7 protein-coding genes are annotated in these 9,224 nt (G+C 71.4%); 4 read left to right on the top strand and 3 right to left on the bottom strand.

Features of this window, described 5'->3' with window-relative positions:
* A partial coding sequence (locus StrepF001_RS40100) for an anhydro-N-acetylmuramic acid kinase (protein ID WP_240797920.1) occupies positions 1–1,149 on the top strand: 1,149 nt, incomplete at its 5' end.
* A 76-nt stretch (positions 1,150–1,225) separates the two neighbouring features.
* Positions 1,226–2,215, top strand: coding sequence for a DUF2510 domain-containing protein (locus tag StrepF001_RS40095; RefSeq protein WP_129803018.1), 990 nt, complete (start codon positions 1,226–1,228; stop codon positions 2,213–2,215).
* A gap of 159 nt (positions 2,216–2,374) precedes the next feature.
* Here the strand turns inward: StrepF001_RS40095 and StrepF001_RS40090 are convergent, their stop codons facing one another.
* Entirely contained in the window at positions 2,375–2,989 is a 615-nt protein-coding gene (locus StrepF001_RS40090) for a TetR/AcrR family transcriptional regulator (protein ID WP_129803017.1), read from the bottom strand.
* A gap of 190 nt (positions 2,990–3,179) precedes the next feature.
* Here StrepF001_RS40090 and StrepF001_RS40085 point away from each other — a divergent pair, with 190 nt between their 5' ends.
* Both StrepF001_RS40085 and StrepF001_RS40080 read left to right on the top strand, forming a co-directional pair.
* Positions 3,180–3,977 carry a phosphatase PAP2 family protein gene (locus StrepF001_RS40085; RefSeq protein ID WP_129803016.1) on the top strand — a complete coding sequence of 266 codons (798 nt, stop codon included), beginning with the start codon at positions 3,180–3,182 and terminating at the stop codon, positions 3,975–3,977.
* Positions 3,974–5,077, top strand: a complete 1,104-nt coding sequence (locus StrepF001_RS40080; protein WP_240797919.1) for a hypothetical protein — start codon at positions 3,974–3,976, stop codon at positions 5,075–5,077. The genes StrepF001_RS40085 and StrepF001_RS40080 overlap by 4 nt, the downstream gene beginning before the upstream one ends.
* Here the strand turns inward: StrepF001_RS40080 and StrepF001_RS40075 are convergent.
* Both StrepF001_RS40075 and StrepF001_RS40070 read right to left on the bottom strand, forming a co-directional pair.
* Entirely contained in the window at positions 5,067–7,118 is a 2,052-nt protein-coding gene (locus StrepF001_RS40075; RefSeq protein WP_129803015.1) for a phospholipase C, phosphocholine-specific, read from the bottom strand. The genes StrepF001_RS40080 and StrepF001_RS40075 overlap by 11 nt on opposite strands.
* 226 nt (positions 7,119–7,344) lie before the next feature.
* Positions 7,345–9,224 (bottom strand): discoidin domain-containing protein (locus StrepF001_RS40070; RefSeq protein ID WP_129803014.1); only part of this gene is annotated, 1,880 nt, incomplete at its 5' end.

Below are 9,224 nucleotides of genomic sequence, written 5' to 3'. Positions count from 1 at the left end.
GTGATCGGGCTGATGTCCGGCACGTCGTACGACGCCATCGACGCGGCGGCGGCCGAGTTGAGCCTCGTCGGTGACAGCCTGGTACTGAAGCCGCTCGGCATGGTGAGCGAGGCGTACGACGAGGAGCTGCGGGCGGCGCTCGCGGCGGCGCTGCCGCCGGGGTCCGTCTCGATGGCCGAGGTGTGCCGGCTCGACACGCGGATCGGGCAGGCCTTCGCGGCGGCGGCCGTCCGGGCCGACCGTGAACTGTGCGACGGGCGAGCCGAGTTGGTCGCCTCGCACGGGCAGACCGTCTTCCACTGGGTGGACGAGGGCCGGGTGCACGGCACGTTGCAGCTCGGGCAGCCCGCGTGGATCGCCGAGGCCACCGGGCTGCCCGTGGTCGCCGACTTCCGGCCCCGGGACATCGCCGCCGGGGGCCAGGGAGCGCCGCTGGTCAGCCTGGTCGACCTGCTGTGGCTGCGCGGCCGGCCGGGTACGCCGGTCGCCCTGAACCTCGGCGGGATCGCCAACCTCACCGCGCCCGACGGCACGGCCTTCGACACGGGGCCGGGGTGTGCGCTGATCGACGCGGCGGCGCACGGTTTCAGCGGCGGGCGGCTGGCGTACGACATGGACGGTGCCCTGGCCGCCCGCGGCCGGGTCCATCCGGTGCTGCTCGACCGGCTGCTGGCCGAGCCGTACTACGCGCTGCCCGCACCCAAGACGACCGGCAAGGAGCTGTTCCACGTCGGTTATCTGCACACGGCTCTGGCCGGCGTCGGAACGCTGCCCGCCGAGGACGTGATCGCGACGCTCACCGAGCTCACCGCCCGCACGGTCGCCGACGCCGTGCGCGCGGTGGAGGCCACGGAGGTGATCGCGTCCGGTGGCGGAACCCGGAACCCGGTGCTGATGGGCATGCTCGGCGATCAGTTGCCGGGCTTGCCGGTGCGCGCCTCCGACGAGCTCGGGCTGCCCTCGGACGCCAAGGAGGCGTACGCGTTCGCAGTGCTGGGGTTCCTGACGGCGCACGGTCTGCCCGGCACGGTGCCGGCGAGCACGGGTGCCCGGCATCCGAGCGTGCTGGGGTCGCTGACGCCGGGACGGGACGGGCTGCGGCTGCCGGCGGCGGCCGGGAAGGTGCCGGTGCGGCTCGTGCTGGAATGACCCGGGGTCAGCCCGTGTGACATGGGGAGGCGATCCCTCTCATCCGCCTTTCACCGACGCCTCATACGGTGGGGGCATGACGCAGGAGACTCCCCCCGGGTGGTATCCCGACCCCGGGCAGACAAGTGACGGTCCCGCCACCGAGCGCTGGTGGGACGGCAGGGCGTGGACGGACCAGACCCGTCCCACGGGGTCGGCCGCCGCCTGGGGTCCCCCGGCGGGACCGCCCACCGTCGACGCGTACCCGACGCAACCCGGGTACCCGGGACATCCCGGGTACCCGGGGTACCCCGCCCAGCCGCCCGCCGCCCCGCGGCGCGGTCTGCGCACGGGCATAGCGGTCACGGTCGCCGCCGTGGTCCTGGCGAGCATAGGCGTCGGTGTGTACGCACTGACGAAGGACGACGGGGGCGGCGCGAGCCGCGCCGACTCGCAGCAGGGGCCGGGCGGTGCCGGTCCGTCCGACGGCCCGAGCGGCGGGCCCTTCGGCGACGGTCAGTCGCCCGGGCCGGATGAGTCCCGGGCGCCGGAGGTCGAGGGGGGCGGCACGGTGTCCGACGCGGTCAACGGGATCAGCCTCCCGGTGCCGGAGGGCTGGACCGGCCAGGCTTTCAGTGTGGGCGCGCAGCTGACCTCCGACGACGCCTACGAGTGCCCCGGCGACACGTCGAAGACGTGCACGAAGGGCGGCGCGTACTCGGCGCCCGCCGAGGTGCTGGGCACCGAGGGCAGCACGCCGGAGGAGGTCGCGAAGGCGGACATCGCCGCGAACGCCGAGGAGTCCTACGGCGGCACCACGTACGGCAAGATCACCTCGCACGAGGTGCTGGCGTCCAAGGCGGTGACCGTGGCCGGGCAGAAGGGCTATCTGGTCCGCTGGAAGGCCATCACCAGCAAGGGCGCCGACGGCTACGTCGAGTCGCTCGCCTTCCCCTCGCCCGCCGACTCCGGTCAGCTGGTCGTGGTCCGGTTCGGGGTGGACGCCGACCAGAAGGTGTCCGTCATAGACGAGATCACCAAGGGCATCGAGGAGTCGTCGGGCGGCGGCAACGGGCAGAACGTCTGACGCGCCCGCCCACCGGGGCACGACACCGGTCGGCCGGGTGGGGCGCTTCTCCGCTCGAGAGGAACCCCACCCGGCCGGGGGGTGCGCGCCGCCCCCGTCCCCACGGTGCGGCGCTGGCAGGCCGGTCGTCCAGTCATCCCGTGGACGGCGGCCTGGGTCTCAGGTGAGGCCGAGTGCGGGCAGCACGGCGGCCTCGAGGAACCGGAGCAGATAGTCCCCGTCGGCGTCCTCGCCGTCCAGGACCGGCCGGACGCGCAGGACACCGAACATCTGCGCCGGCACGTACTCCAGCGCCGGATGGTCGGCGGGCACTTCCCCGCGCTCCACCCCACGCTGCAGCATCTCCCTGATCGCGGCGATCTCCGGCTCGACCAGCGCCTCGCGCAGCGCCTGCTGGAGTTCCCGGTCCTCCACCACGGCGTGGCCGAGTGCCTGCATCAGCCGGCTGTCCTTGCCCGACCTCTCGCCCGCGGCCCGCGCGGCCTGGCGCAGGTCCTCGGCCAGCGAGCCGGTGTCGATACCGGCGAAGCGCGGGCAGGCGTTCGAGCGCAGGGCCGCCGCCACGAACTGGGGTTTGGTCTTCCACTGCCGGTACAGCGTGGACTTGCTGCAGCGGGTGCTGGCGGCGACGCCGTCCATGGTGACGGCGTCGTAGCCGCACTCGCGGATCTGCTCGAGCACGGCGTCGAAGAACTCCTGCTCACGCTCCCGCGTCAGCTTGGAGCGGCGCGAGGCGCCGACCGTCTCCGGTCGGTCCGCGGCCTGCGACGTCATCGGTTGGTCTCCTCGCTCGCGTCCGGCGGCCCAACGGGGCCCGCTCTCCAGTGTGTCGCACGTTATCGATACGCCAGTGTACCGGTACTCAGTCGTATCGGTACACTGGCGTATCGGTACGGCATCGTATCGATGACTTCGTCGTACCACCGAACCACCCATGCACCACCGTCAGTGAAAGGGCCGGGGGATGAATGCCCGCACCGAGCCTGCCGAAGCGGAGACCGACGCGATAGCGCGGCCGCCGATCGTCCGTGAGCTGCTGCTCGTCGCAGGGCTCTTCGCCATCTACAAGTCGGGCCGGCTGCTGGCGACGGGCCATACCGGCGAGGCCTTCCGCAACGCGGACCACGTCTGGGACCTGGAACGAGCCGTCCGGCTGCCCGGGGAGGGCGCGGTGCAGTCCGCGCTGCTGCACGGTGACCCCCTGGTGCACCTCGCGAACACCTACTACGCGACGGTCCACTTCCCCGCCACCGCAGCCTTCCTGGTCTGGCTGTACGTGCGGCGCCCGGGGCACTACGTCTGGGCGCGCCGAGCGCTCGCCGCGCTCACCGCCGCCGCGCTGGTGCTGCATCTGACGTTCCCGCTCGCTCCGCCGCGGATGCTCGCGGAGGCCGGGCTCGTGGACACGGGGCAGGTGTACGGGCCGTCCGTGTACGGCTCTCCGGAGACCGACCAGTTGTCGAACCAGTTCGCGGCGATGCCCTCGCTGCACTTCGGCTGGGCGCTGATGCTGGCGATCGGCCTGATCGTCGCCACCCGGTCGCGGTGGCGACGGCTGTGGCTGCTGCACCCGCTGCTGACTCTGCTGGTGATCGTCGGGACGGCGAACCACTACTGGCTCGACGCGATCGCGGCGGCCGTGCTGCTGGGCGGTGCGCTCGCGGTGATCCGTCCGCCGCTCCGGACGACCGTCACGGTCCGGCCTGCCGCGGACGACCGCGTACCCACCAAGGAGCCGGTGCTCGTGGCGGCGGGCCGATGAGCGCCACCGTGGTCGCCGTCGTCCTTTCCCTTTTCTCCGCCGTCGCCTACGCGGCCGCCGCCGTCGCCCAGGAACGGCTGGCCGCCCGGAGCTCCGGCTCGGGTCTGCTGCGGCTGCTCGGCAGCGGGGCATGGTGGCTGTCGGTGGGGCTGAACGCCTCCGGCGCGCTGCTGCACATCGTCGCCCTCACCTACGGTCCGCTGACCGTGGTGCAGCCCCTGGGCGCGCTCACCCTGGTCGCGGCGGTACCGATGGGTGCCCGGCTGGCCGGGCGGAAGGTCAGCGCGATCGAGTGGCGGGGCACCGCGTTCACCCTCTTCGGGCTGGCCGCACTGCTCGTCGCGGCGTCCGGGCCGGCGCCCGACGACACGCTCAGTGTGCCCGAGGCGCTCGCGGTGGCCGGTACGGCGGCGGTGCTGGTCGGCGCGCTGGCCCGGCCGGGCGGCCGGAGCGGCCTGCGGCACGCGACCGCGTCCGGCCTCGCCTCCGGCGTCGGCTCGGCGCTCACCCAGACCGTCACGGTGGCCGCGACCGACGACTCCGGCCCCTTGCTCAGCGCGCAGGTCATCGGGGTGGCCGTGCTGGTCGCCGCCTTCGCGGTCGGAGGACTCCTCCTGTCACAGATCGCCTACCGGGCAGGCCTGGGCGCCCCGCTCGCCGTGGTGACTCTGTCGAACCCGGTGGCCGCCGCGCTCATCGGCCTCTCCCTGCTGGGCGAACGACTACGGGGCGGCCCAGCGGGCGTCCTCGCCGCGGCGACGGGCGCGGCCCTGGCGGCGCGGGGAGTAGTACTGCTGTCACGCAGTCCGCGGGCAGTCGTGCCGCCAGGGGCGGCACGGGTGGGCGCTGGGGGTCCCCCCTCTGAGGGAGGCACCCCGCCAGCGCCGGGCAGCGCGACCCACCCCCAGCCACGACGCCGGTCGCGGCCCAGGAGCCGGCAGCGCAGCAGGCCGGGTGGCCGCGCAGCCGGAGCCGGGCCTCCCGGACCCTCTGGTGACCGCTCTCCTCGCACCCGGCCTCGGCACAGCGTTGGTACCCCGGACCCCGCACACCGGCCCAGGGCACCTCACCCCCCTCTGACCCCAGCGTCTACTCCGTGACGATCGCCGGATCGCTCACACCGGGCCGCCCGTTCTCGACATGCCCGGCGAAGCGCCGTACGAAGGCCGGGTCGGCGTCGGAGGTGACGGTGAGGTCGTACCAGCGCCGGCTCGCCGCCAGGTCGACGGTCTGCCGTACGGTCGCACCGGCGCGCACACGGACGGTCCGGGTCCGGCCGCGGTAGCCGTCGACCACCTTCAGCTGCACCGTACCGGACCCCTTGTTGGTGAAGGCCAGCTCGATGTCGTCGCCCCTGTGCCGGGCGGTGACCTCCGGACCCGCCACCTTGTTCGCGCCCTTGAAGAAACGCACGAAGCCGTTGGGGCCGTGCACGGTCAGGTCGTAGGAGCCCTTGGAGTACGCCGAGTTCCAGGTGTCCGAGATGTTCTTGCCGGCCTCGGTGGTGTACTGCCACGGCCCGTCGGCGCGGTTGCCGGACGTGACGTGGAAGGCGGCACCGGCCTTGGCGCCGGAGGCGAAGGTCAGCGTGAACTTGCCGGCCGCCGCGTCCACCGAACCGTCGACGTACGGGGCGTACTTCAGCGGGCGCGAGGGACGCAGGCCGCGCTCCTGCTTGGGCATGTCGGGGTCGGCGGGCGGCGTCGGCTTGTAGTCGGGGTGACGCTCGCGGTCCTGCGGCTCGTACTCGTCCGTCTCCGGCAGGGCGGCCGGGCGGCTGTCCTTGCGGGAGAAGTCGAAGGCCGAGGTCAGGTCGCCGCAGACGGTCCGGCGCCAGGGGGAGATGTTCGTCTCCTTGATGCCGAAGCGGCGCTCCATGAACTGGAGGATCGAGGTGTGGTCCAGGGTCTCGGAGCAGACGTAACCGCCCTTGCTCCACGGCGAGACGACCAGCATCGGCACGCGCGGGCCGAGGCCGTAGGGGCCGGCCGGGCGCTTGCTGTCGCCCGGGTAGAGGTCGAGCGAGACGTCGACGGTGGACTTGCCCCGGGACGCGTCCTTCGGCGGGAGCGGCGGCAGCACGTGGTCGAAGAAACCGTCGTTCTCGTCGAAGGTGATGAACAGCGCCGTCTTCGCCCAGACCTCGGGATTGGAGGTGAGGGCGTCCAGGACCTGGGCGATGTACCAGGCGCCGTAGTTCGTGGGCCAGTTGGAGTGCTCGGTGAAGGCCTCGGGGGCGGCGATCCAGGAGATCTGCGGCAGCTTGCCGGCCTTGACGTCGGCCTTCAGCTGGTCGAAGTAGCCGTCGCCGTTCTTGACGTCGGTGCCGGTGCGGGCCTTGTCGTACCAGGGGTCGCCGGGCTGGGCGCCCCGATACTTGTTGAAGTACAGCAGCGAGTTGTCGCCGTAGTTGCCCCGGTAGGCGTCGTTGATCCAGCCCCACGAGCCGGCCGCGTCGAGGCCGTCTCCGATGTCCTGGTAGATCTTCCAGGAGATGCCGGCCTGCTCCAGGCGCTCGGGGTACGTCGTCCAGTCGTAGCCCAGTTCGTCGTTGCCGAGTACCGGGCCGCCGCCCTTGCCGTCGTTGCCCGTGTAGCCCGTCCACATGTAGTAGCGGTTCGGGTCGGTGGAGCCGATGAACGAGCAGTGGTAGGCGTCGCAGATGGTGAACGAGTCGGCGAGGGCGTAGTAGAAGGGGATGTCCTCGCGGGTCAGGTACGCCATGGTCGTGGTGCCCTTGGCGGGGATCCACTTGTCGTACTTGCCCCCGTTGTAGGCCTGCTGGCCGTCGGTCCAGCCGTGCGGCAGGCCCTCCAGGAACTGCATGCCGAGGTCGTCGGCGTCCGGGTGGAACGGCAGGATGTCCTTGGTGCCGTCCGACTGGTGCCAGATCGACTTGCCGTTGTCGTGCGCCACCGGCCGCGGGTCGCCGAAGCCGCGGACGCCGCGCAGCTTGCCGAAGTAGTGGTCGAAGGAGCGGTTCTCCTGCATCAGGACGACGATGTGCTCGACGTCCTCGATCGTCCCGTTGCGGTGGTTGGCCGGCAGTGCGGCGGCCCGCTCGATGCTGCTCGCCAGGGCGGTGAAGGCGGTGGTGGCCCCCGCGATCTGGAGGAATCTGCGCCGGTTGACTTCGGGCATGGCTGAGGGACCTCTCGTCCTGAAGGGGTATTACCGGCCGGGCGTTGACGGAATGCGCGCGCAAGGAGTGTTCCAAGAGCACCAAACGTCAGGGAAGGGTCTGATGTCGCCGTTGTGAAAGTCGCGGGTACGCCCGGGTCCGTCAGGGAGTTTCTCCGCCATTCAGGGCGGCACGTGACATAACAGCACACGTGCCGCCCGTTGTTCGTCCGTGAGGACTGAGCCGTCAGGACAGATACGCCTCCACCTCACTGAACTGGCCCGCCGGCCAGCCGGTGTTGACGGTCACGTGCAGTCGCAGATAGCGCAGGTTCGTGCCACTGGGCAGGGAGACGGTGACCGTGTTGCCGGTGGCCGGGTCGAAGCGGTGCCCCTGGGAGCCGACCACCGTGGAGTACGCCGCGCCGTCGGTGCTGCCCTGCACGGAGAAGGTCTGGGTGCGGGCGCCCCACGCCGAGGAGGGCGGCAGTTTGAGGACGAGTCGGCGGACGGCCTGCGCGGAGCCGAGGTCGATCGTCAGGGACTGCGGGAAGGCGTTGTTGGTCGACTCCCAGTAGCTGTTCGCGTCGCCGTCGACCGCCTTGCCGGGCGTGTACACGTCCTGGTGTCCGGTCGCGGTGGCCGGGCGGCCCTGGGCGAGATTGCGGGTGGGGTCGGGGTCGGGGTTGCTCTGGTCGGGCTGGGGCCAGGTCGAGCAGTCCGACCAGGTGCTGCTCCAGCCGGAGTTGCCGCCGCCGTCGGTGAGCGTGAAGGTGCCGGAGCCGCTCGGGTAGGGGCAGTTGTAGATGCCCGCCGCGCCGACATCGGTGGCCGTGACGTTGCGGAAGGTGGCGGCGCCCTGGGTCTCGGCCTGGACGACGACCGTGCCCGTGTTGCGGACGGTGGCGCCGTCCACGGTGATGTTCTTCGCCGCGAAGCCGCGCCCGCTGCCCGAGACGAACTCGAAGGCGCTGTACGGGCTGTCGGTGATGGTCGTGTTGGTGATACGGACGTTCGCCTCGATGGCGCTGTCGTACGAGTCGACGCGCAGCGCGCCCATCGGATGGTTCCAGTTGGGGTTCATCGCGCCGGTGCGGACGAGCGTGTTGCCGTCGACCGTGATCGTGCCGGCCAGCGGGTGGAACGGGTCGAGGAACTTCTGGTTGGAGATCGCGATGCCGCTGCCGAGGGCGTTGGTGTCGGAGACCAGGTTGTCCTTGACGGTGATGTCGGTGCCGCCGTAGATCGCGATGCCGTTGGCAAGGTTCGGCTGGGTGATCGTGTTGTTCTCGAAGCTGCTGCCCTGGTTCGGTGCGTACAGCGACCACATGGCGAGCGCGTCGTCGCCCTGGTTGCGCAGGAAGTTGCCCCGGACCTTGACGCCGCGGGCGTTGCCGTTGAGGTTGAGGCCGTCGGCCGTCATGTCGAGGAAGCGGTTGTTCTCGACGACCAGGTTGTCGTTGTTGCCCATCAGCCACAGGCCGACCTTGAGGTGCTGGAGCCACATGCCGGAGACGGAACTCCCCGGACCGAGGGACCCGTTGACGAAGTTGTCGGGGTTGGAGTCGACCCGCTCGGTGACCTCGCCGATGACTGCGAAGTCCTTGATGTGGACGTTGCCGGACGAGCTGGACTGGTCGATGAAGCGGGAGGTGCGCACGACGGAGTGCCAGTGACCGGCCCCCTGGAGGGTGACGTTCTGTACGCCGCTCAGGGACGACGTCAGGCGGTACTCGCCCGGCGGGATCCACACCACCCCGCCCTGCGCAGCGGCGATGGCCTCCCGGAACGCCTGCGTGGAGTCCCCCTGGCCGCCGGGGTCGGCGCCCTTGGAGGTGACGGACACCGAGCCGGCGGGCTGTGTGGCGGGCGGCGCGGCCTGCTCGAAGTCGGCCACGTCGACGGTGACCTGGGTGTTCGTCGCCTGGAAGGCGACCTTGTCGCCCGGCTGCACGTTCTGGCCGAGCACCAGCCTGGCGTTGTCGTAGAAGTGGTGGGTCTTCGCGCCGGGGATCCAGCCGGTGTCGACGTACGAGTACTTGGAGGTGACGGCGAGCGTCTTCGCGAGCCTGGTTCCGTTGACGTACACGTCGAGCGTGCCGGACTGGCCGTCGGGGACGCTGTAGG

This window comes from Streptomyces sp. F001, from assembly GCF_004187715.1.
In the GTDB taxonomy this organism is placed as follows: domain Bacteria; phylum Actinomycetota; class Actinomycetes; order Streptomycetales; family Streptomycetaceae; genus Streptomyces; species Streptomyces flavusporus.
This window is presented reverse-complemented; position numbering and strand designations above follow the sequence as displayed.